The organism is Pseudomonas tructae, assembly GCF_004214895.1.
Classification (GTDB): domain Bacteria; phylum Pseudomonadota; class Gammaproteobacteria; order Pseudomonadales; family Pseudomonadaceae; genus Aquipseudomonas; species Aquipseudomonas tructae.
Genome location: NZ_CP035952.1, coordinates 5299195 through 5323197, shown reverse-complemented (window position 1 = coordinate 5323197; position 24003 = coordinate 5299195). Strand labels below are relative to the sequence as shown.

Genomic DNA, 24003 nt, shown 5'->3' with positions numbered 1-24003 from the left:
TGCGGCGTAGGTGGCATTGATCAGTGCAGGGCCTCTTCGGCCTTCTGGATCGCGGCGAATTCCTCTTCCGGGGTCCCGGCGACCAGGTGGTGCCGGCTGTAGAAGGCGAAGTAGGCAATCAATACCGCATAAATCACCGCGGCGCCAATCACTACCCGCGGGTCGACCAAGAAGCCTGCCACCACCGCGATGCATGCCAGCACCAGGGCAACGCCCGAAGTGAAGATGCCGCCAGGGGTACGGTACGGACGCTCCATTTTCGGCCGGCGGATGCGCAGGGTGATGTGCGCCGCCATCATCAGTACATAAGACAGCGTAGCGCCGAACACCGCGACCAGGATCAGCAGGTCACCCTGGCCGGTCAGCGACAGGGCGAAACCGATGATCCCGGGGATTACCAGGGCCAGCACCGGGGCTTTGCTCTTGTTGGTTTGCGAGAGTTTGCGGGGCAGGTAGCCGGCACGAGACAAGGCAAAAATCTGCCGCGAATAGGCGTAGATAATCGAGAAAAAGCTGGCAATCAGGCCGGCCAGGCCAACCAGGTTGACAAAGCCGCCCATCCAGGTCGAGCCGCCGTAGGCTTTGGACAGCGCTTCGACCAGCGGGTTGCCGGAGGCTTTCAGCGCCTCGGCGCCAGCACCGCCAGGGCCGACCACGAGGATCAGCAGGGCGAAGGCCAGCAGCACCAGCATGGCGCCAATCAGGCCTCGGGGCAGGTCGCGTTTGGGGTTCTTGGTTTCTTCGGCGGCCAGCGGTACGCCTTCGACGGCGAGAAAGAACCAGATCGCATAAGGGATTGCTGCCCACACGCCGACATAGCCGAACGGCAGGAAGCTGCTGGCGCCGACGGCGTCGGTCTGGGCGATATCGAACAGGTTGTTGACGTCGAAGTGCGGCACCATCGCTACCAGGAACACGCCCAGGGCAATGGCCGCCACGGCGGTGATGATGAACATCAGCTTGAGCGCTTCACCCACGCCGAAAATGTGGATGCCGATGAAGATGATGTAGAACGCCAGATAGATCATCCAGCCGCCGATGCCGAACAGTGACTGGCAGTAGGCGCCGATGAACACGGCGATGGCCGCTGGAGCGATGGCGTATTCGATGAGAATCGCGGTACCGGTGAGAAACCCGCCCCAGGGCCCGAACGCACTGCGGGCAAAGCCGTAGCCGCCACCGGCGGTGGGGATCATCGAGGACAGCTCTGCAAGCGAGAAACACATGCACAGGTACATGGTCGCCATCAGCAGGGTGGCGAGGAACATGCCACCCCAGCCGCCTTGGGCCAGGCCGAAGTTCCAGCCGGCATAGTCGCCGGAAATCACGTAGGCGACGCCCAGGCCGACCAGCAATACCCAGCCGGCGGCGCCCTTTTTCAGTTCACGTTGTTGGAAGTAGTCGGAGCCGACCTTTTCGAAGTCGACAGAAGAGCCTGCCGGCGCGCTGCCGGTATGATCGCTTGGCATAGGGTTCACCTGTTCTTTTTATCATTACCGGCGGGTGCCGGTTTGTCTGGTGATGGTCTAGCAGGAAGCGAGCCAGAGCGGCCCCGGGTCGGAGCCGCCCTGTTGCTCGTTTAGAAGAAGCCCAGTGGGTTGATGTCGTAGCTGACCAGCAGGTTTTTGGTCTGCTGGTAGTGGTCGAGCATCATCTTGTGGGTTTCACGGCCGACGCCGGACTTCTTGTAGCCACCGAACGCGGCATGGGCCGGGTACAGGTGGTAGCAGTTGGTCCACACGCGACCGGCCTTGATGCCGCGGCCCATGCGGTAGGCGCGGTTGATGTCGCGGGTCCAGACCCCGGCACCGAGGCCGAACTCGGTGTCGTTGGCAATCGCCAGGGCTTCGGCTTCGTCCTTGAAAGTGGTGACGCTGACCACCGGGCCGAAGATCTCCTCCTGGAACACGCGCATCTTGTTGTTGCCCTTGAGCAGGGTCGGCTGGATGTAGTAACCGGTGGCCAGCGCGCCTTCGAGTTGCTCCACCTTGCCGCCGGTGAGCAGCTCGGCGCCTTCTTCCTGGGCGATCTTGAGGTAGGACTGGATCTTCTCGAACTGCTGCTGCGAAGCCTGGGCGCCGACCATGGTGTCGGTGTCCAGCGGGTCGCCGCGCTTGATCTGCAGCACCTTCTTCATCACCACTTCCATGAACTGCGGGTAGATCGATTCCTGCACCAGGGCACGCGATGGGCAGGTGCACACCTCGCCCTGGTTGAAGAACGCCAGCACCATGCCTTCGGCCGCCTTGTCGATGAAGCTCGGCTCCGCCTGCATGATGTCCTCGAAGTACACGTTCGGCGACTTGCCGCCCAGTTCGACGGTGGAGGGGATGATGTTCTCGGCGGCGCATTTCATGATGTGCGCGCCGACCGGGGTGGAACCGGTGAAGGCGATCTTGGCGATGCGCTTGCTGGTGGCCAGGGCTTCGCCCGCTTCACGGCCGTAGCCTTGCACCACGTTGAGCACGCCCTTGGGCAGCAGGTCGCCGATCAGCTCCAGCAGCACGGTGATGCCCAGTGGGGTCTGTTCGGCGGGTTTGAGTACCACGCAATTGCCGGCGGCCAGGGCCGGGGCGAGCTTCCAGGCGGCCATCAGCAGCGGGAAGTTCCACGGGATGATCTGCCCGACCACGCCCAGCGGCTCGTGGATGTGGTAGGCCACGGTGGTTTCGTTGATCTCGGCGGCGCCGCCTTCCTGGGCGCGGATGCAGCCGGCGAAGTAGCGGAAGTGATCGACCGCCAGCGGGATGTCGGCGTTGAGGGTCTCGCGGATCGGCTTGCCGTTGTCCCAGGTTTCGGTGATGGCCAGCACTTCGAGGTTCTGCTCGATGCGATCGGCGATGCGCAGCAGTACATTGGAGCGGTCCTGCACCGAGGTGCGGCCCCAGGCATCTGCGGCGGCGTGGGCGGCATCCAGGGCTTTTTCGATGTCTTCAGCCGTGGAGCGAGGGAACTCGGCAATCAGTTGGCCGTTCACTGGCGAGGTGTTTTCGAAGTACTGCCCTTTGACCGGCGCAACGAACTCGCCACCAATGTAGTTCCCGTAACGGCTCTTGAAGGAAACCTTGGCGCCTTCGGTACCGGGATGTGCGTAACGCATGGTGTGTCTCCTGGCTATTGTGCTTGTTGGGAGGTAAAGAGCATAGAGCAAGGGTTGGGCCAGTGTTGCCAGCCTCAGATAAATCAAGGGCTTAGTGGTCATTCACCGGTATTGTGGCCAGGCGCTGTAGCGTGTCTGGCACAGCCTGGGTGACACTTTGTACCGTTGCTGACACAAGCTGTGACCCAACGGTCAAGCCAGCATTGCATTGCGCCGACGGGTGGAGGATGCTGGACCTGTCTCGTCTGCGGAGAACAATAAAAAGTGCAGAGCACTCATCTGAGCCGGCATGCCCGGCAAGTACTCACCGTGACTCAGGGCAAGGCACTGGCGCAGGGGCCCGGCAGCGATCCATCGATCGCCCGTTCCTGGCTGCGTTGCCTTGAGGACTATCATCTGGACCCGGCCCAGAGCATCGCCCCGACCGTGCTCGAGCATGGTCGTGTGCTGGAAAGCCGCGAGCGCTTGCAACAGGTGCTGCAGATCGCCGGCAACGAGATGAACAGCCTGCACCAGCAGCTCTGCGGCACAGGCCACGCGGTGCTGCTCACCGACGCCCGCGGGGTGATCCTCAATTGTGTCACCGCGCCGACCGAACGCCGCATCTTCGAGCGTGCCGGGCTGTGGCTCGGTGCGGACTGGAGCGAAGCGCGCGAGGGCACCAACGGTATCGGTACTTGCCTGGTCGAGCGTCAGTCGCTGACTATCCATCAGGGTGAACACTTCCGTGGCCGTCATACCGGGCTGACCTGCTCGGCCAGCCCGGTGTTCGACCCTCATGGTGAACTGCTGGCGGTACTCGATGTGTCGTCTGCTCGCGCTGATGTCTCGCGCCAGAGCCAGTTCCACACCATGGCGCTGGTCAACCTCTCGGCGAAGATGATCGAGAGCAGCTACTTCCTGCGTAATTTCGACAACCACTTCCTCCTGCGCTTTCATCCACAGGCCGAATCGGTCGGGATGTTCAGTGAGGGGTTGTTGGCGTTCGATGGCGACGGGCGGATCTGTGCGGTCAACCAGAGCGCCTTGAACCTGCTGAGCACCATTCGTGGCGGTGTACTCGGCAAGCCTGTGGATATGTTCTTCGACTGCACCCAGGACGAGCTGTTCAGCCGCGCCACTGCCCAGGCCAGCACCCGCTGGCCACTGCGCACCCGCGATGGCCGCGTATTGTTCGCCAGTGTGCGCGGGCAGGTGCGTGCGGCGCTGCCAGCAGCGGCGCCCTTCATTGCTCCGGTGCAAACCGGGCAGGCCGCAGGCATTTGCCTGGTCGATCCGGCCCTGCAGAACGACTTTCGCCGCGCCGTACGCGTGTTCGAGCGTGATGTGCCGTTGCTGCTGCGCGGCGAGACCGGTTGCGGCAAGGAGGCCTTTGCCAAAGCCGTGCACCAGGCCAGCCAGCGTAGCAACAAGGCGTTTGTCGCCCTCAACTGTGCCTCGATCCCTGAAAGCCTGATCGAGAGCGAACTGTTTGGCTATCGCGGCGGCAGTTTTACCGGTGCGCGTAAAGAAGGCATGCGCGGCAAGTTGCAGCAGGCCGATGGCGGCACGCTGTTGCTGGATGAGATCGGCGACATGCCGCTGGCTTTGCAGACCCGCCTGTTACGCGTGCTGGAAGATCGCATGGTGGTGCCCATTGGCGGCGAGGCGCAGGCGGTCAACGTGCGCATCATCAGCGCCAGCCACCGCAACCTGCTGGCGCGGGTCGAGGATGGCAGCTTCCGGGAAGACTTGTACTACCGCCTCAATGGCCTGGAAGTCGACCTGCCGGCCTTGCGCGAGCGAAGCGACAAGTCGCAGTTGCTCGACTTCATCCTGGCTGAAGAGGCCGGCGGGCAGCCGGTAACCCTCGATCCTGTGGCGCGGCGGGCACTGCTGGAGTTTGCCTGGCCGGGCAACGTGCGGCAGTTGCGAAATGTAATGCGCACATTGGTAGCTCTGTGTGAAGACAACTGCATCGCGTTCGCCGACCTGCCGGCCATTATCTGTGTGGGAGCGGGCTTGCCCCGCGATTGCAGTGCGTCAGCCCCATCGCATCGCGGGACAAGCCCGCTCCCCCAAGTCCCACCTTTGGAGGACGCTGAGCGCAACGCCTTGCTGACGGTTCTGGAGCAACACCGCTGGCACATGACCCATGTCGCGGCGCAGTTGGGGGTCAGTCGCAATACCTTGTATCGAAAACTTCGCAAACACGGCATTGCCCGGGGCGCCTGAGCGAAACACAGGATGCGATTTTTCGCGCCCTAGGCTACCCTGCCTCGACGTTTTGCGAGGTCGATCATGCACATTCATATTCTCGGTATTTGCGGCACTTTCATGGGTTCGCTGGCCGTGCTGGCCAAAGAGCTGGGCCATCGGGTCACCGGCTCCGATGCCAACGTCTACCCACCGATGAGCACCCAGCTTCAGGCCCAGGGCATCGAACTGACCCAGGGCTACGACGCCGCTCAACTGGACCCGGCGCCGGACCTGGTGGTGATCGGCAACGCCCTGTCGCGGGGCAATCCGGCAGTGGAGTATGTGCTGAACAAGGGCCTGCCCTACGTCTCGGGCCCGCAATGGCTGGCCGACCACGTACTGCAAGGCCGCTGGGTGCTGGCGGTTGCCGGTACCCATGGCAAGACCACCACCAGCAGCATGCTCGCCTGGGTGCTGGAGCATGCCGGCATGAGTCCGGGCTTTTTGATCGGCGGTGTGCCGCAGAATTTCTCGGTCTCGGCCCGTCTGGGCGGCACACCGTTCTTCGTGGTCGAGGCCGACGAGTACGACAGCGCCTTCTTCGACAAGCGCTCGAAATTCGTTCACTACCGCCCACGTACCGCGATCCTCAACAACCTTGAGTTCGATCATGCGGATATCTTTCCTGACCTGGCGGCCATCGAGCGGCAATTCCACCACCTTGTGCGGACCATTCCGAGCGAAGGCCTGGTGATTCATCCAACCACTGAACCGGCGCTGGAGCGGGTCATCAAGATGGGCTGCTGGACACCCGTGCAGACCACGGGGGCTGGCGGACAGTGGCAGGTCAAGCTGCTCAGCGCCGATGGTTCGCGTTTCGAAGTCAGCTTCGAAGGCGTAGCCCAGGGCGTGGTCGAGTGGGAGCTGAGCGGTCAGCACAACGTTGCCAACGCCCTGGCCACCCTGGCGGCCGCGCGTCATGTCGGTGTAGTGCCGGCCATGGGAATTGCCGCGCTCAGTGCGTTCAAAAGCGTTAAACGCCGGATGGAAAAGGTCGCCGAAGTACAGGGCGTGACCATCTATGACGACTTCGCCCACCACCCGACGGCGATTGCCACTACTCTCGACGGCCTGCGCAAGCGCATCGGCGACGCGCCGTTGATTGCGGTGATCGAGCCGCGCTCCAACTCGATGAAGCTCGGTGCTCACCGTGATGGCTTGCCCGAGAGCGTCAACGATGCCGACCAGGTGATCTGGTACGCACCGCCGAACCTGGGCTGGGACCTGGCTGGCACCGCCGCCCAATGCAAGGTGCCTGCTGTGGTCGCCGACAGCCTTGAAGCCATCATCGAACGGGTCAAGAGCCAGGCCAAGCCTGGTACCCAGGTGGTGATCATGAGCAACGGCGGCTTTGGCGGCCTGCACGGCAAGCTGGCCGAGGCGCTGAAATGAGCGGGCCGCAACGCATCACGCTGGCCATGACCGGGGCTTCGGGAGCGCAGTATGGGCTGCGCTTGCTCGATTGCCTGGTGCGCGAAGACCGCGAGGTGCATTTTCTGATCTCCAAGGCTGCACAACTGGTCATGGCCACCGAGACTGATGTGTTGCTGCCGGCCAAGCCGCAGGCCATGCAAGCCTTTCTCACCGAGTACACCGGCGCCGCCGCCGGGCAGATTCGCGTGTATGGCAAGGAAGACTGGATGTCGCCGGTAGCCTCGGGCTCCGGTGCGCCGGCGGCGATGGTGGTGGTGCCGTGCTCCACCGGTACCCTGTCGGCAATCGCCACCGGTGCCTGCAACAACCTCATCGAGCGGGCCGCGGATGTCACCTTGAAGGAGCGTCGGCAACTGATTCTGGTGCCACGCGAAGCGCCGTTCTCGACCATTCACCTGGAAAACATGCTCAAGCTGTCGAACATGGGCGCAGTGATCCTGCCGGCGGCGCCTGGGTTCTATCATCAGCCGCAAACCATCGACGACCTCATCGACTTCGTCGTTGCGCGGATTCTCAACCTGCTGGACATCCCCCAGGACATGTTGCCGCGTTGGGGCGAGCATCATTTTGGCGCCGATGAATGAAGCGCCTGCTTGGCGCGATGGTGCTGTGCTTGATGGCTAGCGGCTGCGCCAGTGTGCGTACCCTGGATGCAGCCAAGCCGGGAGCACCGCTGGTTTATGCCGGTACGCGCCTGGATTTGTATGCCATGCAGGGAGGCTGTTGCGCCATGGACCGCTTTGGCGCCGAGGCACCCAAGTATCCGGGGCTGGATCTGCCGGGCAGTGCACTGCTCGATACCTTGTTGCTGCCGCTATCGGTGTTGACTGCCCTGGGGGTTGGGTTCCAGGCGACAGGCGGGCTGTAGCGGCGGGAGTCATCGCAGGGCAAGCCCGCTCCCACAGTGGGAGCGGGCTTGCCCTGCGATTGCTATTTACCCAACCTGCGCAACTCATCGGACTCGACTATCCGAATCCCGTCCTGTTCTTCCAGCGCCAGACGCCACAACGCCCGGGCCAGCTGACAGGCTTCAATCCCCCGGTACTTCCCCGGAATCAGTTTGGCAAAGGGGCCGGCCAGTCGCTCCGACAGTCGCGGCTCGATACGATCGCCCAGCAGCAACGAAGGCCGGGCGATGGTCAGTTGCGGCCAGTCCTGGGCTTTGAGCGCCGCTTCCATTTCACCTTTGACCCGGTTGTAGAAGATCGGCGACCTACGGTCGGCACCCAGGGCGCTGACCACCAGCAGATGCCGTGCGCCCATTTCCCGGGCGCGTTTGCCGAAGGCGACGACCATGTCCAGGTCGACGGCGCGAAAGGCCGGCTCCGATCCGGCCTGCTTGATGGTGGTGCCCAGGCAGCAGAAGGCGATGTCGACGCGGCCTGCCAGTTGCGGGAGAAACACCGCCGGGTCACCCACCGGGTTTTCCAGGTGCGGGTGTTCGGCCAGTGGACGACGGGTTGGGGCCAGTACGCGGCTGACGGTGGGCTCGTTGAGCAGCCGATCAAGTAAGTGTTCACCGGTGAGACCGGTGGCTCCGGCAAGCAGGATGTGCTGAGGCGTCAAGTACATGATGTCTCTCCCTTGATACAGTCAGCTTAGTGGTTGCTCGCATTTTTTGCATGCTCTGTCTGTTGCCCGTCGCCACTTTGCAATGCCTTGCGCGCCTGCTGCTGGCGTAGTCGTTGCCAGTGTTCGAGTACGGCCTTCGGCGCCCAAATCTGCGGTTCGGAGGCGTCGAAGCCTTCAATCGACTCGCGTTGCGAAACACTCGCCTTGGCCAGCTCGAACGCTTGCTGCAGATCGTCGGTCTGGTTGAGTGCCTGGGCGAACAGGGCATCGCCGAAGTAGGTGAAGTTGGCTTCTTCGGAACAGCCGAACGACACCCGGTCCGCCCGCGAGGCGGTGATGATCAGGGTCCGGTCATCCTTGAGCGGGGCGATATAGCCGCCGGAGTAACAGGCCGAGATGACAATGATCTTGTCACGCGTCTTGAGCGGCGCCAGGGTCGCGGCCAAGGCATCGGCGGGCAGGTCGGCCAGTTGCAGGCGCGGCTGGTCGAGCACCAGCTCGTGTTCATGGCTGCCGTGGCTGGTCAGGTAGATGAACACCAGGTCTTCCGGGCCGCTGCGCTCGGCCAGGGTGCGCACGGCGCGGGCGAGGTTCTCGCGGGTGGCCATGGGCCGGTCGGCGAGGTGGTCGCGGTGGTTGACCAGGTTGATCTGGCCGACGGCGCCAAATCGGCTCTTGAGCATGCTGCTGACGTAATCGGCCTCACGCAGGAACACGCTCTGCTTGCCATCGCCACCCAGGGCCAGGCTATAGAGTTCGATGTCAGGGGTTGAGGCCGGCACCTTGGTCAGTGCTTGTTCAAGCAGCGTGCCCTGGTTGAGCAGTGCCAGCTCCAGCGGGTCGGGCAGCAGCGTGCCGTGCTCGTCGCGCACGCGCTGGCCGTTTAACCACAGGCCGCTTTCGCTGTGACCGTCGATCAGGGTCAGGCGGCCATTGCCCTGATAGGTGTCGTTTTCGAAACCGCCGACATAGACGCTGCCGTCAGGCAATTGCAGGCGACCGTTGCCGGAAAAGCGCCAGTCGCTGAAGTTGCCTTTGTAGTGGCTGCCGTCGCTGCCGATCAGCTCGCCCTTGCCGCTGAGCGAGCCGTCCTTGAACTGACCGATCCACACATCGCCGTCGACGTTTTCGTAACGGCCACGGCCTTCCAGACGATTGTCGTGAAAGGCGCCAATGTACTGATCGCCTTCGGCGCTGTTGAAGGTGCCGCTGCCTTCGAGCTGACCGTTGACGAAATGACCACTGAACTGGTTGCCGCTGGCGTCGCTGCGGATGCCTTCGCCATTGGGTTGGCCACGGGCGAACAGGCCCTGGTACTGGCTGCCATCGGCCAGCTCGAGATGGCCGGCGCCGTTGTACTGGTCGTCCTTGAACTGGCCACGGTAGAGCAGGCCGGGTTCCTTCAGGGTGCCTTCGCCATCACGGCGGCCGAGTGTGAACCCGCCGGTATAACTGCTGCCCGGGGTTTTCAGGGTGCCCGGGCCGTGGAACAGGCCTTGCTGGAACTGGCCGCGGTAGATCTCGCCATTGCTGCCGTGCCATTCGCCCTGGCCGTGCCACTGGCCATTGAGGAAATTGCCTTGGTACCAGCTGCCATTGGGGTAGTCGATGCGCCCGGCTCCTTGCAGCAGGCCGTTGACGACCTCGCCACGATAGCGCCCGCCATCGGGCAGGCGTGCGTCGGCGGGCGACAAGGGTTCACCGTCACCGCAGGCGGCCAGCAGCAGGGTCAGGGCAAGGGGAACGAGTAGGCGCATGGCGGGGTCCGGACGAGTGAGGCCCCGAGTATGCCGCACAATGCGGCGGGTGAAACAGTCGTCAGGACGGTTTCACCCTCATGCCGGACTCAGACGAAGCAGAGCGTCAATGGTTCAGCGATGTAGGCGGGTTTGTCCTGACCTTCGATTTCCAGGGTGGCGGTAATCTTGAGCAGCCATTGGCCGGGCTTCTTCTCGGTGGCAGCGGTCAGGTCGACCTTGAGCCGCACCTTGCTGTCGACCTTCACCGGCTGGATGAAGCGCACGCTGTCCAGGCCATAGTTGACGGCCATCTTCATACCTTCAGGCAAGACCACAAGGCCTTCCATCAGCTTGGGGATCAGCGACAGGGTGAGAAAACCGTGTGCGATGGTGCTGCCAAATGGCGTTTTTGCCGCCTTGATCGGGTCGACATGGATGAACTGAAAGTCGCCGGTTGCCTCGGCAAACAGGTTGATGCGGTCTTGATCGATGGTCAGCCATTCGGAACGTCCCAGTTCCTTTCCAACGTACTGCGAAAGCTCTGCAACAGGTACATAGGGCATTTTGACTCTCCAGGTTGTCTTTGATTTTCTTATGACTTCGGCAGATTCGAAGCCCTAAGATCAGCACGCCCGCTGGAAGCGGTCAAGTCGGCCAAACTTGGCTTATAGGCCGGTCGTTAGCGTGCTTATAATGGCCGCCGGGCCTCAAGGAGATGCTTATGCTGTTGCGTGGTTTGACCTGGCTGGTGCTGTTCCAGTTGCTAGGGACGGCGATCAATCACCTGTTGGTGCCGATCCTTCCGGGGCCGATCATCGGCCTGCTGTTGCTGCTGGTATTCCTGATGCTGCGTGGCGAGGTGGGCGCGCCCTTGAGCGAGGCGGCCAACAGCCTGCTGCGCTACCTGCCGCTGTTGCTGGTGCCGCCGGCGGTGGGGGTGATGGTTTACGCTGCCGACATTGCCGCGGATTTCTGGGCCATCGTCGGTGCCCTGGTGCTGTCGGCGTTGCTCACCCTGGTGTTTGTCGGCGTGCTGATGCACAAGCTGATCGCCCGCCAAGGCTCGCATGAGGAGCAGCCATGAGCCTGGACTGGGGCGGCACCGCAGCTGCCGTCATTCATCATCCGCTGTTCGGCATCGGCATCACCCTGGGCGCCTACCAACTGGTGCTGGCCGCCTATGAAAAAACCCGCTGGATCTTCCTGCAGCCGGTGCTGGTGTCGATGCTGGTGGTCATTGGCGTACTGCTCAGCTGCGGCCTGACCTACAGCGAGTACCGCAAAAGCACCGAGATCATGAACATCTTGCTGGGCCCGGCCACGGTGGCGCTGGCGGTCCCGCTCTACCTCAACCTGCGACGCATTCGCCAGCTGTTCTGGCCGACCTTTACTACGCTGGTAATCGGAGGGGTGTTCGCCACCGGCGCCTGCCTGTTACTGGGATGGTGGTTTGGCGCCGAGCACATGATCCTGATGACCATGGCGCCGAAATCGGTCACCTCGCCGATTGCCATGCTGGTGGCCGAGCAGATTGGCGGCGTGGCGGCGTTGGCGGCGGTGTTCGTGCTGATCACCGGGGTGATCGGGGCTATTTTCGGCCCGGCCTTGCTCAGCCGTTGCGGCGTGCACAGCCCGGAAGCCCGTGGCATGGCCCTGGGCGTGACCGCGCATGCGGTGGGTACTTCGGTGGCACTGCAGGAAAGTGACGAATGCGGGGCCTTCGCGGCCTTGGCGATGAGCCTGATGGGGGTTGCCACGGCGGTATTCCTGCCACTGGCGGTTAGCCTGGTAGCTTGAGGAGTTGCAATGACGTTACCGCTGTTTCCACTCAATACCGTGCTGTTCCCGGGCTGCTTTCTCGATCTGCAGATCTTCGAGGCGCGCTATCTGGACATGATCGGCCGCATCATGAAACAGGGTGGCGGTTTTGGCGTGGTGTGCATCCTCGAGGGCGAGCAGGTCGGCGTGGTGCCTACGGGCTTCTCCCAGGTGGGCTGTGAGGCCGTGATTCGCGACTTCCAGCAGCAGGGCAACGGCCTGCTCGGTATTCGCGTCGAGGGCACCCGGCGTTTTCGCGTCGGGCCATTCGAGGTGCAGAAGGACCAGTTACTGGTGGCCGATGTTTCCTGGTTGCCGGAGCAGGCCGATGCGCCGCTGGAAGATGATCATGATGATTTGCTGGCGCTGCTCACTGCATTGGGCGAGCACCCGATGGTCGAATCCCTTGGCATGCCAGTGGCCGTCACCGGCCAGCAGGCGCTGGCCAACCAGCTCGCCTACCTGCTGCCCTTTGTCGAAGAGGACAAGCTCGACTTGCTGGCCATCGACTCACCGCGCCAGCGCCTGGAAGCTATCCAGGCGCTGCTTGATCGAATTCAAGGCGAGCTGTTCGCCTGAGCCTTCAGTACTGGTAGCGCAACAGGGCGTGCGGCAACGAGTGCAGGGCAAAGAATGCCAGCAGGGCGACGCAGGCCGGCAGGATCAGCCACCACACCCGCAACGGCAGGGCGGTGAGCGGCTGGCGGTACTGGGTCAGGGTCAGGCTGGTGGCGCACACGCAGCAGGCGAGCATGGCACCGGCGAGAATGTCGGTCGGCCAGTGCGCGCCGAGGTACACCCGCGACAGTGCGATCGACAGCGCCGGAATGCAGCCCAGCATGATCCAGGTCAGGCGCATGCGCGGCGGCTGGCCGCGGCCGGCGAGTACCGCCAGGACCAGAAAGAAGGCAAAGGCTGCCGAGCTGTGGCCACTGGGCATGCTGTAGGTGGTCAGTGGATCGCTCAGCACCTCGGGGCGTGCCCGGGCGAACAACCATTTGAGGCTGCCATTGGCCAGGGCTGTGCCGATCAGCGTGCTGCCGGCGAAAATCGCCGGACGCCACTGCCGGGCTAGCAGCAGCAGGCCAGTGAGCAGGCCACCGAGGAAGAACTGGGTGCGAAAATCGCCCAGGCGGGTGATCAGCACCACGCTGCCATCGATAGCGCGGCTGCGGTTTTCCTGGATCAGGGTCATCAGGCCCTGGTCGAACTGGGTCAGGTACGGCCAGCCGAGGAACAGGCCGATCAGGGCCAGCAGGCTCATCCCGGCAATCAGCCGGGTGCCGCGCCGCATGCTGCGCAGGCTGCTGTTGACGCTCAGGCCGATCAGCACTGCAAGGCCTCCCATCACCACCCCCGCCTGTGGCCAGAAACCCTCCGGTAGCGGCAGGCGCATGGCTGCGCCAGTGGCCCAGCCCGGCAGCAGGTAGGCGACAGCCCAGCCGGCGCCGGCGAGCAGGCTCACCGCAATGAAGCGCGGCAGAGGCATGTCGAACATGCCGGCAACCATCGGCAGCATCGGCCGTAGCGGGCCGATGAAGCGGCCGACCAGCAGGCTGGCGATACCATAGCGCTGGAAGTAGGTCTCGGCGCTGCCGATCCATTCCGGGTGATGGCGCAGCAGTGGCAGGCGGCGGATATTCTGGTGAAAACGCCGGCCCAGGGTGTAGGAGATCGCGTCCCCCAGTAAACCACCGGCAAAGCCCAGCAGCAGGGTTTCGCCCAGGCTCAGTGCACCGCTACCGGCCAGTACGGCCACGGCGAACAGCAGGACGGTGCCGGGGACGATGATCCCGGCAATTGCCAGGCATTCCACGCAGGCCACCAGAAAAATTGCCAAGCCAAGCCACTGCGGGTTGGCGCTGAGCCAAGTGGTCAGGCTGTCGAGCCATGGGCCCATCGTGTCAGTTTCCTTGTGTCAGTAAGAAGTAGTCCCGGCCTTCGACTTGACCCCGGCGCAGCGGGTTCCGTGTGCAATGGCGGGCGAAGTCGGCGTCGACGAAACGGTAGGGCAGATGTTCATCGCGACCGTGAGGAATCCCCAAGCGGGTGGTCTGGATAATTTGTTTCACTTTGATACCGCAGTCCTCGACAAACAGCTGCTCGGCATCGAAGCGTTTGCCGTCCCAGTGCGGCACTTTCAGGCCCAGGGCCTTGCACAGCAGGGTCTGGCCGGCGCACAGGCGTTCGGGCGGGCGTGGCTGGTTGCTGGCGTCGGGGTTGTTCAGTTGCATCTGCGCCAGGCTGTTGGCGTCCGACAGGGCATCGATGAAGGGAAAGGCCGACTTGATCAACACCGCATTGCCCGGACCGTGGGCGCTGAAGTTCAACGAATCGCCACCGCGGGCGTAATACATGTAGATGTGCCCGCCATCGAGGAACAGTGCCCGGCGTTTTTCGGTGTAGCCAAGCGAGGCGTGGCTGCCCTTGTCGCTGAGGTAATAGGCCTCGGTCTCGATGATCCGCGCGGCCAGCCAGTACGGACCGTGGCGGTGGCGGATGACCTTGCCCAGCAGGGCCTTGGCCAGTTCTGCTGCGTCGCGATCGAAGAAGCTATCGGGCAGGGCCTGGGGCGGGCAGGGGGCGGAGTCGGGCATGCTGGCGAAGTTCGCGGCTGGACAGGTGGGCGATGATAGCAATTTCTGCCTTAACCAACCCTGAATGGCCATTATGGAGTGTGGGGCCGGTACTGTTTTCGACCATCCGCCTGTCACCGCTGGGCGTGGGCTCACGCGACAGTTATAATCATCCGATTTTCCCCTTCGCCAAGACCACTGAGCCCATGACTGAGTCCGTTCTTGACTACATGACCCGCCTGGGTCGCGCTGCCCGCGCGGCGTCGCGCGTGATCGGCCGTGCCAGCACCGCGCAGAAGAACCGCGCCCTGCAAGCCGCCGCCAACGCGCTGGATGCTGCTCGCGCCGAGCTGAGCGCCGCCAATGAGCTGGACCTCGCCGCTGGCCGCGCCAATGGCCTGGAACCGGCCATGCTCGAGCGCCTGGCGCTGACGCCGGCGCGCATCGACGGCATGATCGTCGGCCTGCGCCAGGTCGCCAGCCTGCCGGACCCGGTCGGCGCGATCCGCGACATGAGCTACCGGCCATCGGGTATTCAGGTCGGCAAGATGCGCGTGCCCCTGGGCGTGATCGGCATTATCTACGAGTCCCGGCCGAACGTGACCATCGATGCCGCGAGCCTGTGCCTGAAGTCGGGTAACGCAACTATCTTGCGTGGCGGTTCAGAGGCTATCCATTCCAATCGTGCCATTGCCGTCTGTATCCAGCGTGGCCTGGCCGAGGCCGGCCTGCCGGCTGCGGTGGTGCAAGTGGTCGAGACCACCGATCGCGAAGCGGTCGGTGCGCTGATCAGCATGCCCGAGTTCGTCGATGTCATCGTCCCGCGTGGCGGCAAGGGCCTGATCGAGCGCATCAGCCGCGACGCGCGGGTGCCGGTGATCAAGCACCTGGACGGCATCTGCCACGTCTATGTGGCCGAGCATGCCGAGCTGGACAAGGCCCGGCGCATCGCGTTCAACGCCAAGACCTACCGTTATGGCATCTGCGGGGCGATGGAAACTCTGCTGGTCGACCAGTCGGTGGCTGCCGAGTTCTTGCCGGAAATGGCCCGCCAATTTCGGGAAAAAGGCGTCGAACTGCGCGGCTGCGAGCGTACTCGGCAGGTCATCGAGGCGCTGCCGGCGAGCGAAGAAGACTGGCACACCGAATACCTTGCGGCGATCTTGTCGATCCGCGTGGTGGAGGGCCTGGACCAGGCTATCGAACACATCAATCGCTATGGCTCGCACCACACCGATGCCATCGTTACCGAACATCAGGCGCAGGCTCGCCAGTTCATGGCCGAGGTCGATTCGTCTTCGGTGATGATCAACACCCCGACCTGCTTTGCCGACGGTTTCGAGTATGGCCTGGGCGCGGAAATCGGGATTTCCACCGACAAGCTGCACGCCCGTGGCCCGGTCGGCCTGGAAGGCCTGACCTGCGAGAAGTACGTGGTGATCGGCGACGGCCAGCTGCGCGGACAGGAGTCGCTCTGACTTGGCCGAGCGCAAACCGCCCGCCCCCGTCTCGACGATGTCGCCCACCCGGCGCATCGGCGTACTCGGCGGGACATTCGACCCGGTGCACATCGGCCACCTGCGCAGTGCGCTGGAGGTAGCCGAAGTGCTGGCGCTGGACGAGCTGCGGCTGATGCCCAACGCCCGCCCGCCGCACCGCGACACACCGCAAGTGTCGGCGCAGGATCGCCTGGCGATGGTGCGGTGCGCCGTTGAAGGTGTGCCGACCCTGGCGGTCGATGCCCGGGAGCTTGCGCGTGACAAGCCGTCGTACACCGTCGAGACGCTGGAACTGATGCGTGCCGAAATGGCCGCTTCGGAGCAACTGTTTCTGCTGCTGGGCTGGGACGCGTTTTGCGGCCTGCCCGGTTGGCATCGTTGGGAAGAATTGCTGCAACACTGTCACATTCTGGTGCTGCAACGCCCGGATGCCGACGTCGAGCCACCGGATGCCCTGCGCAATCTGCTGGCGGCACGTTCGGTCAGTGATCCGCAGGCCCTGCAAGGGCCTGCCGGGAATATTGCATTCGTCTGGCAGACGCCGCTTGCGGTGTCAGCCACGCAGATCCGACAGCTGCTGGCCAGCGGCAAGTCGGTGCGGTTTCTGGTGCCGGACGCAGTACTGGCCTACATCGATGCGCACAACCTTTACCGTGCGCCGAACTGAGGGTGCTGAAAAGCACCTCATACTATTGAGTTGAATGAGTTTTATATGACCAAGCAAAAACACCATGTCAGCGCCGAAGAGCTGGTCGAACTGACCAAGGCAGCCCTGGAAGACGTCAAGGCCCAGGATATCCAGATCATCGACGTAAAAGAAAAGCACAGCCTGACCGATTACATGATCATCGCTACCGGTACCTCCAACCGCCAGATCAGCGCGATGCTGGAAAAGGTCCGTGAGCAGGTCAAGGCCAAGGGCGTGCAGCCACTGGGCGAAGAAGGCAAGGGCGACAGCGACTGGGTGCTGCTCGACCTCAACGACGTCATCGTGCACATGATGACCGCCGCTGCCCGTCAGTTCTATGACCTCGAACGCCTGTGGATGGGTGCCGAGCAGAGCCGCGCCGCCGACGGCAAGCACCACAGTCCGGAAAACACCCACGACTTTTCAGACAAGCTGAAAGATCGGGAGTAAGGAAGGCTCGTGCGTCTGCGTCTGATCGCGGTCGGCTCGCGCATGCCCAAGTGGGTCGAGGACGGTTGGCATGAGTATGCCAAGCGCCTGCCCTCGGAGCTGTCGCTGGAGCTGGTGGAAATACCGCTCAATACCCGGGGCAAGAATGCCGATGTCGCTCGCCTGATTCGTCAGGAGGGCGAGGCCATGCTTGCCAAGGTCCAGCCAGGGGAACGGATTGTCACCCTGGAGGTCCATGGCAAGCCCTGGAGTACCGAGCAACTGGCGGTCGAACTGGACCGCTGGCGCCTGGACTCGCGCACCGTCAACTTCATGGTCGGCGGCCCCGAAGGGCTGGCGCCGGAAGTCTGCGCGCGGGCCGAACAGCGCTGGTCGCTGTCGCCGCTGACACTGCCCCACCCGTTGGTAAGGATACTGATCGGCGAACAGCTGTACCGCGCCTGGACCGTACTGTCCGGGCATCCCTACCATAAATAAGCCTTAAGCCTTTTCAATGTCGCAGCCGATTCGCCTCAAGGATCACGAGAAAGACGCCCGTCTGGTGCGTAGCCGCGTCGTGGTCGGCGCAGTGGCGATCGTCCTGCTGATCTGCGTGTTGATCGCCCGCCTGTATTACCTGCAGGTGATTCAGTACGACTATCACTCGACCCTGTCGGAAAACAACCGGGTGCATGTGCAACCGATTCCGCCGACCCGTGGGCTGATCTTCGACCGCAACGGGGTGATCATCGCCGACAACCGGCCCAGCTTCAGTCTGAGCATGACCCGCGAGCGTTCCGGCGACTGGCAGCAGGTGCTCGATGTGATCGTCGAGGTACTGGAGCTGACCCCGGACGACCGCACCCTGTTTGAAAAGCGCATGCGCCAGGGGCGTCGGCCGTTCGAGCCGGTGCCGATCCTGTTCGAGCTGACCGAGGAACAGATCGCCCGCATCGCGGTGAACCAGTTCCGCCTGCCGGGTGTGGAAGTGGTCGCCCAGTTGGTGCGTCACTACCCGCAGGGCGCGCACTTTGCCCACTCGGTCGGCTATGTCGGGCGGATCAACGAAAAAGAGCTGAAGGCCCTCGATCCGGTCAACTACAGCGGCACCCACCATATCGGCAAGACCGGCATCGAGCGTTTCTACGAGCCGGAGCTGCATGGCCAGGTGGGTTACGAAGAGGTCGAGACCAACGCCCGTGGCCGGGTATTGCGGGTGCTCAAGCGCACCGATCCGGTTCCTGGCAAAGACATTGTCCTGAGCCTCGACATCAAGCTGCAGGAAGCCGCCGAGATTGCCCTGGCCGGGCGTCGTGGTGCTATCGTCGCCCTCGACCCGAACACTGGCGAGGTGCTGGCGATGGTCAGCCAGCCGAGTTTCGACCCCAACCCATTCGTCACCGGCATCAGCTTCAAGGCTTACGCCGAGCTGCGCGACTCGATCGACCGGCCATTGTTCAACCGCGTGCTGCGCGGCCTGTATCCGCCGGGCTCGACCATCAAGCCGGCAGTGGCCGTCGCCGGCCTGGACAGTGGTGTGGTCACCGCCTCCAGCCGGGTGTTCGACCCGGGCTACTACCAGTTGCCCAACTATGATCACAAGTACCGTAACTGGAACCGCAGTGGCGACGGCTGGGTCGACCTGGACCTGGCGATCATGCGTTCCAACGACACCTACTTCTACGACCTGGCGCACAAGATGGGCATCGACCGCCTGTCCAGCTACATGAACAGGTTCGGCCTCGGGCAGAAAGTCGCCCTGGACATGTTCGAGGAGTCTCCCGGCCTGATGCCGACCCGCGAATGGAAGCGCGCCACCCGCCGTCAGGCCTGGTTCCCGGGCGAGACGCTGATCCTTGGTATCGGCCAGGGCTACATGCAGACCACACCGCTGCAGATGGCCCAGGCCATCGCGCTGATCGCCAATAAGGGCAAGTGGAACCGTCCGCACCTGGCCAAGACCATCGAAGGCCAGCCGCCTGTGGATAATAATCCGATGGAAGACATCGTGCTGCGCGACAAGTCCGACTGGGCCAAGGTCACCCATGGCATGGAGCAGGTGATGCACAACGCCCGCGGCACCGCCCGTGCCGCCGCCGCTGGGGCCCAGTACCGCATCGCCGGCAAGAGCGGTACCGCTCAGGTAGTGGCAATCAAACAGGGCGAGAAGTACGACCGTAACAAGGTTCAGGAGCGCCACCGCGACCACGCCCTGTTCGTTGGCTTCGCCCCGGCAGAGAACCCCAGGATCGTGGTGTCGGTCATGATCGAAAACGGCGAGGCAGGTGGCCGAGTCGCAGCGCCAGTGATGCGCCAGGTGATGGACGCCTGGTTGCTTGACGAGAGCGGCCGACTCAAGCCCGAGTTCGCTCCCGCTACCGTTGTTCAGGAATCGGCCCCGTGAAAAACAACTTCGACCGCATGCTTTCCAGCGAGGACGTCATGCGTCGTCGCGCCAGCTTCCTGCAGCGTATCCATATCGACGGGCCGTTGCTGATCCTGCTGCTGACTCTGGCCGCCGGCAGCCTGTTCGTGCTGTATTCGGCCAGCGGCAAGAACTGGGACCTGCTGCTCAAGCAGGCCAGTTCCTTTGGCATCGGCCTGGTGTCGATGTTCGTGATCGCCCAGTTGGAGCCACGTTTCATGGCGCGCTGGGTACCGTTGGCCTATGTCGTCGGGGTCATCCTGCTGGTGGTGGTTGACGTCATGGGCCACAACGCCATGGGCGCAACACGCTGGATCAACATTCCCGGGGTGATTCGCTTCCAGCCCTCGGAATTCATGAAGATCATCATGCCGGCGACCATCGCCTGGTACCTGGCCAAGCGCTCGCTGCCGCCACACCTCAAGCACGTGATGATCAGCCTGATCATGATTGGCCTGCCGTTCATCCTCATCGTGCGTCAACCGGACCTGGGCACCGCCTTGTTGATCCTTGCTTCCGGTGCCTTCGTGCTGTTTATGGGTGGCTTGCGCTGGCGCTGGATCCTCAGTGTGGTGACGGCGGCGGTGCCGGTGGCGGTGGCCATGTGGTTCTTCGTCATGCACGACTATCAGAAGCAGCGGGTGCTGACCTTCCTCGACCCGGAAAGCGATCCGCTGGGCACCGGCTGGAACATTATCCAGTCGAAGGCGGCAATCGGATCGGGCGGGGTGTTCGGCAAGGGCTGGCTGCTGGGTACCCAGTCGCACCTGGACTTTCTGCCGGAAAGCCACACCGACTTCATCATTGCCGTGCTCGGCGAGGAATTCGGCCTGGTCGGCATCTGTGCGCTGCTGCTGATCTACCTGCTGCTGATCGGCCGTGGCCTGGTGATTACCGCCCAGGCCCAGACGCTCTACGGCAAATTGCTGGCCGGCAGCCTGACCATGACCTTCTTTGTCTATGTCTTCGTCAACATCGGTATGGTCAGCGGCTTGTTGCCCGTGGTGGGCGTGCCGCTGCCCTTCATTAGTTATGGCGGAACTTCGTTGGTGACGCTGCTGTCAGCGTTTGGAGTTTTAATGTCGATCCATACGCACCGCAAATGGATTGCGCAGGTTTGAATAAGGTGAACAATTACATGCAAGCAATGCGTGGCTGGGTGGCTCGCTGTGCACCCTGGGTCGGCTTTCTGGGTTTGCTGGGCGGGGCGCAGAGCGCTTTGGCCGGTGACTATGACGGCTCGCCCAAAGTGGCCGAGTTCGTCGGTGAGATGACCCGCGACTACGGTTTTGCCGGTGAGCAGTTGATGGCGGTGTTTCGCGAGGTGCAGCGCAAGCAGGCGATCCTCGACGCGATCTCGCGCCCTGCTGAGCGGGTAAAGCCCTGGAAAGACTACCGTCCTATGTTCCTCACCGACGCCCGGGTTGCCCGGGGCGTGGATTTCTGGCGCCAGCATGAGGCCACCTTGGCCCGCGCCGAACAGGAATATGGGGTCCCGGCCCAGGTGATCGTCTCAATCATCGGTGTCGAAACCTTCTTTGGTCGCAACACCGGCAATTACCGGGTGATCGACGCACTGTCGACCCTGGGCTTCGATTACCCGCCACGCGCCGAATTCTTCCGCAAGGAATTGCGCGAATACCTGTTGCTGGCCCGTGAAGAACAAGTCGATCCGCTGACCCTCAAGGGCTCTTACGCCGGCGCCATGGGCCTGCCGCAGTTCATGCCGAGCAGCTTTCGCGCCTACGCCGTCGACTTTGACGGCGACGGTCACATCAATATCTGGAACAACCCGGATGATGCCATTGGCAGCGTCGCCAGCTACTTCAAGCGGCATGGCTGGGTGGCCGGTGAGCAGGTGGTCAGCCGCGCCATGGTGCGTGGCGAGCGTGTCGATGAGGGGCTGAGCCCGGGCATCGACGCGGTCAAGACAGTCGGGGAGTTGCGGGCACTGGGGTGGTCGAGTCATGATGCGCTGCGCGATGATCTGCCGGTCACGGCGTTCCGGCTCGAAGGCGACAACGGCCCCGAATACTGGCTGGGCCTGAAAAACTTCTACGCGATCACTCGCTATAACCGCAGCGTGATGTATGCCATGGCAGTGCATCAGCTCTCGGACCTGCTGGTTCAAGCACGGGGCGCCAAGTAATGCGCGGAATGTTCTCTGCTACATCGTTGAAAATGCTCGGCTGTGCGGCCCTGGGCCTGGTACTGGTGAGTTGTTCGAGCAGCCGCCCAAGCAGTTCTTCGCAACCCTCCGGTAATGTCGTACGTGCCAAGCCAGGCCTGGATATAAACCGGGCCCACAAGGATGGCGCGCCCTGGTGGGATGTCGACGTCTCGAAGATTCCAGACGCGACACCTACGGTGCACACCGGTAATTACAAGGCCAACCCCTACACCGTACTGGGCAAGACCTATTTCCCGATCCCCGAGTCGCGCAACTACCGCGCCGAGGGCACGGCGTCCTGGTATGGCACCAAGTTTCATGGCCAGAACACCGCCAATGGCGAGGTCTATGACCTCTATGGTATGAGTGCGGCGCACAAGACCTTGCCACTGCCGGCCTACGTCAAGGTTACCAATCTCGACAACCAGCGCAGCGTGATCCTGCGGGTCAACGACCGCGGGCCGTTCTACTCCGACCGCATCATCGACCTGTCCTATGCGGCGGCGAAGAAGCTCGGTTATGCCGAAACCGGCACCGCGCGGGTGCGCGTCGAGGGCATCGACCCGAAACAATGGTGGGCCCAGCGTGGCCAGCCGGCGCCCATGGTCCTTGATCAGCCGCAAGTGGCTCAGACCCAGGCCATGCCGGCCAGCACCGGCGCGGTCGAGCAATGGACGCCGCCACCGCAACAGCACGCCGCTTCGGTGGTGCCGGTGCAGGTCGCAAGCAACAACACCCTGGCCAGTAATGGTCTTTACTTGCAGGTCGGTGCCTTCGCCAACCCGGACGCCGCCGAGCTGTTGCGCTCCAAGCTCAGCAGCATGGTCAGCGCGCCGGTGTTCATCAGTTCGATCGTGCGTAACCAGCAGACCCTGCACCGGGTTCGCCTGGGGCCGATCAACAGCCAGGGTGAAGCCCAGCAGATGCAGGACAGCGTGCGTCTGGCCAATCTGGGACAACCCAAAGTCGTCACGGCAGACTGATCGGGGGGACTGATCGGTTTGTCATGCAGCCGGGCGCAGCCGCCATGTACAATGGCGGTTTTGCCCGTCAGGCCATGCGCCTGTAAACGTTTTGCCCATGAGGGCATGAGCCCATTAGCCATTTCGAGAGACGGATGAACATTACCAGCTTTGCCAAACGCCTTTGCCTGCTTGTACCGCTGATGATTGCCCCTGCCGCCTTCGCGGCAGAGCAGATGATGCCGTCGCCGCCGCAACTGGCTGCCAAGTCCTACGTGCTCATGGAAGCCTCCAGCGGCAACATCCTGGTCGAGAACAATGGTGACCAGCGTCTGCCTCCGGCGAGCCTGACCAAGCTGATGACCGCCTACATCGCGACCCTGGATATCCGTCGCGGGCAGATTGGCGAGAACGATCCGGTGACCGTCAGTGAAAACGCCTGGCGTACCGGCGGTTCGCGGATGTTCATCAAGGTCGGCACCCAGGTCAGCGTCAGCGACCTGCTGCACGGCATTATCATCCAGTCGGGTAACGACGCCAGCGTTGCCCTGGCCGAGCACATCGCCGGCAGCGAAGACGCCTTCGCCGACATGATGAACAAGACCGCGACCGATCTGGGCATGAGCAACAGCCACTTCATGAACCCCACCGGCCTGCCGAATCCCGAGCACTACTCGTCGGCCCACGACATGGCAGTGCTGGCGCGCGCAATCATCCACGAAGATCCGGCTCACTATGCGATCTACTCGCAGAAGGAGTTCTTCTGGAACAACATCAAGCAGCCTAACCGCAACCTGCTGCTGTGGCGCGACAAGACCGTCGACGGCCTGAAAACCGGCCACACCGACGAAGCCGGTTATTGCATGGTGTCTTCGGCGGTACGTGACGGCATGCGCCTGATCGCCGTGGTCTTCGGTACCAACAGCGAGCAATCGCGTGCGGCCGAAACCCAGAAGCTGCTGACCTACGGCTTCCGCTTCTTCGAAACCCAGACCTTCTACCAGAAGGGTACCGAACTTGCCCAGGCGCCAGTCTGGAAGGGTGCAACCAACCAGGTCAAAGCCGGGCTGGCCCAGGACCTGAGCATGACTTTGCCTAAAGGCCAATTGAAAAACCTGGCCGCAAGCATGACCATGAACCCGCAGCTGATCGCTCCGATCAACAAAGGTGACGTGATCGGTAAAGTGGAAGTCAAACTGGATGACAAGGTTGTCCACAGTGCCGACCTGATCGCGCTGGATGGCGTTGAGGAAGGCGGTTTCTTCCGTCGTGTGTGGGATAGCATTCGGCTATTCTTCTACGGGTTGTTCAACTGATATCGTGACCTGCCACGCCCCCGCCATTCACGCGGGG

At 62.9% G+C, this 24003-nt stretch carries 22 protein-coding genes and 2 pseudogenes; 17 read left to right on the top strand and 7 right to left on the bottom strand.

The annotated features are described in order from the left end of the window. Positions 1–20: 20 nt before the first annotated feature. On the bottom strand, positions 21–1469 hold the full coding sequence (gene eat, locus EXN22_RS24380) for an ethanolamine permease (RefSeq protein WP_130266450.1): 1449 nt from the start codon (positions 1467–1469) through the stop codon (positions 21–23). A gap of 110 nt (positions 1470–1579) precedes the next feature. Beyond that, positions 1580–3100, bottom strand: a complete 1521-nt coding sequence (exaC, locus tag EXN22_RS24375) for an acetaldehyde dehydrogenase ExaC (RefSeq protein ID WP_130266449.1) — start codon at positions 3098–3100, stop codon at positions 1580–1582. A gap of 264 nt (positions 3101–3364) precedes the next feature. On the opposite strand from exaC, the pseudogene EXN22_RS24370 reads away from it, so the two are divergent. From EXN22_RS24370 to EXN22_RS24355, 5 genes and pseudogenes are all read left to right on the top strand, one after another. Beyond that, a pseudogene (locus EXN22_RS24370) lies at positions 3365–5086 on the top strand (sigma-54-dependent Fis family transcriptional regulator); the annotation flags it as partial. A gap of 75 nt (positions 5087–5161) precedes the next feature. Then, positions 5162–5314: pseudogene (locus tag EXN22_RS26775) on the top strand (helix-turn-helix domain-containing protein); the annotation flags it as partial. 66 nt (positions 5315–5380) lie between these two features. Next, the gene (gene mpl / locus EXN22_RS24365) at positions 5381–6730 is read left to right on the top strand and encodes a UDP-N-acetylmuramate:L-alanyl-gamma-D-glutamyl-meso-diaminopimelate ligase (RefSeq protein WP_130266447.1); all 1350 of its coding nucleotides are present in this window, start codon (positions 5381–5383) and stop codon (positions 6728–6730) included. After that, positions 6727–7356, top strand: coding sequence for a flavin prenyltransferase UbiX (gene ubiX, locus EXN22_RS24360; protein ID WP_038998571.1), 630 nt, complete (start codon positions 6727–6729; stop codon positions 7354–7356). Before mpl ends, ubiX begins: the two co-directional genes overlap by 4 nt. Then, positions 7353–7640: a YceK/YidQ family lipoprotein gene (locus tag EXN22_RS24355; protein ID WP_130266446.1), complete on the top strand. Its 288-nt coding sequence runs from the start codon at positions 7353–7355 to the stop codon at positions 7638–7640. Before ubiX ends, EXN22_RS24355 begins: the two co-directional genes overlap by 4 nt. A 62-nt stretch (positions 7641–7702) precedes the next feature. Here EXN22_RS24355 and EXN22_RS24350 read toward each other — a convergent pair whose 3' ends face one another. The 3 genes from EXN22_RS24350 to EXN22_RS24340 all read right to left on the bottom strand — a co-directional run bounded on the left by EXN22_RS24350 (position 7703) and on the right by EXN22_RS24340 (position 10646). After that, the gene (locus EXN22_RS24350; RefSeq protein WP_130266445.1) at positions 7703–8344 is read right to left on the bottom strand and encodes an oxidoreductase; all 642 of its coding nucleotides are present in this window, start codon (positions 8342–8344) and stop codon (positions 7703–7705) included. Between the two features lie 26 nt (positions 8345–8370). Continuing rightward, entirely contained in the window at positions 8371–10101 is a 1731-nt protein-coding gene (locus EXN22_RS24345; RefSeq protein ID WP_130266444.1) for a C13 family peptidase, read from the bottom strand. 89 nt (positions 10102–10190) lie between these two features. Further along, positions 10191–10646: a MaoC family dehydratase gene (locus EXN22_RS24340; RefSeq protein WP_130266443.1), complete on the bottom strand. Its 456-nt coding sequence runs from the start codon at positions 10644–10646 to the stop codon at positions 10191–10193. 158 nt (positions 10647–10804) lie between these two features. Here EXN22_RS24340 and EXN22_RS24335 point away from each other — a divergent pair, with 158 nt between their 5' ends. The 3 genes from EXN22_RS24335 to EXN22_RS24325 are packed head-to-tail and all read left to right on the top strand — an operon-like array spanning position 10805 to position 12480. Next, positions 10805–11167 carry a CidA/LrgA family protein gene (locus tag EXN22_RS24335; RefSeq protein ID WP_130266442.1) on the top strand — a complete coding sequence of 121 codons (363 nt, stop codon included), beginning with the start codon at positions 10805–10807 and terminating at the stop codon, positions 11165–11167. Next, positions 11164–11880: an LrgB family protein gene (locus EXN22_RS24330; protein WP_130266441.1), complete on the top strand. Its 717-nt coding sequence runs from the start codon at positions 11164–11166 to the stop codon at positions 11878–11880. The genes EXN22_RS24335 and EXN22_RS24330 overlap by 4 nt, the downstream gene beginning before the upstream one ends. A 9-nt stretch (positions 11881–11889) precedes the next feature. Further along, positions 11890–12480 carry an LON peptidase substrate-binding domain-containing protein gene (locus EXN22_RS24325; protein ID WP_130266440.1) on the top strand — a complete coding sequence of 197 codons (591 nt, stop codon included), beginning with the start codon at positions 11890–11892 and terminating at the stop codon, positions 12478–12480. Between the two features lie 4 nt (positions 12481–12484). Here EXN22_RS24325 and EXN22_RS24320 read toward each other — a convergent pair whose 3' ends face one another. Continuing rightward, positions 12485–13801 (bottom strand): bifunctional DedA family/phosphatase PAP2 family protein, encoded by a 1317-nt coding sequence (locus EXN22_RS24320; protein ID WP_130266439.1) that lies wholly within the window; start codon positions 13799–13801, stop codon positions 12485–12487. A 4-nt stretch (positions 13802–13805) separates the two neighbouring features. Then, positions 13806–14498 (bottom strand): DNA-3-methyladenine glycosylase, encoded by a 693-nt coding sequence (locus EXN22_RS24315; protein ID WP_130266438.1) that lies wholly within the window; start codon positions 14496–14498, stop codon positions 13806–13808. A 185-nt stretch (positions 14499–14683) separates the two neighbouring features. Between EXN22_RS24315 and EXN22_RS24310 the strand changes: the two genes are divergently transcribed. From EXN22_RS24310 to EXN22_RS24270, 9 genes are all read left to right on the top strand, one after another. Continuing rightward, complete coding sequence (locus tag EXN22_RS24310) at positions 14684–15955, top strand: glutamate-5-semialdehyde dehydrogenase (protein WP_130266437.1); 1272 nt, start codon at positions 14684–14686, stop codon at positions 15953–15955. Positions 15956–15992: 37 nt separating this feature from the next. Then, positions 15993–16643 (top strand): nicotinate-nucleotide adenylyltransferase, encoded by a 651-nt coding sequence (gene nadD, locus EXN22_RS24305; protein WP_130266896.1) that lies wholly within the window; start codon positions 15993–15995, stop codon positions 16641–16643. A gap of 45 nt (positions 16644–16688) precedes the next feature. Beyond that, the gene (gene rsfS / locus EXN22_RS24300; RefSeq protein WP_130266436.1) at positions 16689–17114 is read left to right on the top strand and encodes a ribosome silencing factor; all 426 of its coding nucleotides are present in this window, start codon (positions 16689–16691) and stop codon (positions 17112–17114) included. Between the two features lie 9 nt (positions 17115–17123). Continuing rightward, on the top strand, positions 17124–17591 hold the full coding sequence (gene rlmH, locus EXN22_RS24295; protein WP_010222895.1) for a 23S rRNA (pseudouridine(1915)-N(3))-methyltransferase RlmH: 468 nt from the start codon (positions 17124–17126) through the stop codon (positions 17589–17591). Positions 17592–17607: 16 nt separating this feature from the next. Further along, entirely contained in the window at positions 17608–19497 is a 1890-nt protein-coding gene (gene mrdA / locus EXN22_RS24290; RefSeq protein WP_130266435.1) for a penicillin-binding protein 2, read from the top strand. Between the two features lie 38 nt (positions 19498–19535). After that, positions 19536–20639, top strand: coding sequence for a rod shape-determining protein RodA (gene rodA / locus EXN22_RS24285; protein ID WP_165392295.1), 1104 nt, complete (start codon positions 19536–19538; stop codon positions 20637–20639). Positions 20640–20656: 17 nt separating this feature from the next. After that, a complete protein-coding gene (gene mltB, locus EXN22_RS24280) occupies positions 20657–21667 on the top strand; it encodes a lytic murein transglycosylase B (protein WP_130266433.1) in 1011 nt (336 codons plus the stop codon). Then, the gene (locus EXN22_RS24275) at positions 21667–22671 is read left to right on the top strand and encodes a septal ring lytic transglycosylase RlpA family protein (protein ID WP_130266432.1); all 1005 of its coding nucleotides are present in this window, start codon (positions 21667–21669) and stop codon (positions 22669–22671) included. Before mltB ends, EXN22_RS24275 begins: the two co-directional genes overlap by 1 nt. Positions 22672–22805: 134 nt before the next feature. After that, positions 22806–23966, top strand: coding sequence for a D-alanyl-D-alanine carboxypeptidase family protein (locus EXN22_RS24270; RefSeq protein ID WP_130266431.1), 1161 nt, complete (start codon positions 22806–22808; stop codon positions 23964–23966). Positions 23967–24003: the final 37 nt, after the last annotated feature.